This is a genomic window from Tepidiphilus sp. HLB4, from assembly GCF_054823945.1.
On the sequence record NZ_JSYB01000085.1, the window covers coordinates 1 to 863 of the forward strand.

General features: G+C 61.5%; 2 protein-coding genes and 1 pseudogene. 2 read left to right on the forward strand and 1 reads right to left on the reverse strand.

Going from position 1 to position 863, the window contains the following annotated elements; translation table 11 throughout:
- Complete coding sequence (locus OA56_RS09975) at positions 1-267, forward strand: type II toxin-antitoxin system RelE/ParE family toxin (RefSeq protein ID WP_461585070.1); 267 nt, start codon at positions 1-3, stop codon at positions 265-267.
- A complete protein-coding gene (locus tag OA56_RS09980; protein ID WP_461585073.1) occupies positions 251-574 on the forward strand; it encodes a helix-turn-helix domain-containing protein in 324 nt (107 codons plus the stop codon). Before OA56_RS09975 ends, OA56_RS09980 begins: the two co-directional genes overlap by 17 nt.
- 99 nt (positions 575-673) lie before the next feature.
- Here OA56_RS09980 and OA56_RS09985 read toward each other — a convergent pair.
- A pseudogene (locus OA56_RS09985) lies at positions 674-863 on the reverse strand (hypothetical protein); the annotation flags it as partial.

The window sequence follows — 863 nt, forward strand, 5'->3', positions numbered from 1 at the left end:
ATTTACAGAAAGGATGGTACACAACCGGTGGGCCTGGCCGGCCGGGGCAAGCGCGGCGGGGTCAGAACCTTGGTGGCCACCAACAAGGGCGACTTGTGGTTCTTCGTGTTCGGCTTCGAGAAGAACGAACGGGCCAACATCAGCGTCGAAGAAAAGGAAGCATTGCAGACCCTCGCCCAAGATTTGCTGTCCCGCACCGGCAAGGAGCTCGATGCGGCGCTGGAAGACGGATCACTGCAGGAGATTTGCCATGACGACAAAAACTAAGGCCAAGAACCGAATCCTCGAGGCGGTGCACGAGACGGCCTTAGATCTGCATCGCCTGGGCTTCATCGACCAGCGCAAGATGCGCCAGTACGATGCGTTGTGCCTGGACCCGATTCCCGAGTACGACAGCGAGAAGATTCGGTCCCTGCGTGCCCGCTACCAGCTCAGCCAGGCCGCCCTGGCGTCACTGCTCAACACCAGCCCCTCGACCGTGCGTCAGTGGGAACTAGGGGACAAGCACCCCAGCGGCCCGTCGCAGAAACTGCTCAACCTGCTGGAGCGCAAAGGCCTCGAAGCCTTGATCTGAACGACGAAGCGCGACCTCCAGGTGTCGCGCCTCTGTCATGCCTTGTTGGGCTTGGCCGTCACGCCATCGCTGCTGTTTGAGCGGTCCCCGGGTTGGCTGCTACCGACCTCCGCCCCACGACCTTCCCCACCACATTGACCGCATCCAGATCGCCTGCGGCGACAGGTGCGCATAGCGCATCGTCACTTTGGGATCGTGGTGCCCGAGCAATTTCTGCACCTCGTACAGCGACCGCCCGGCATCGACCAGGAAACTCGCGTAGCTGTCAGGTCCCGGACGATTGCATTGA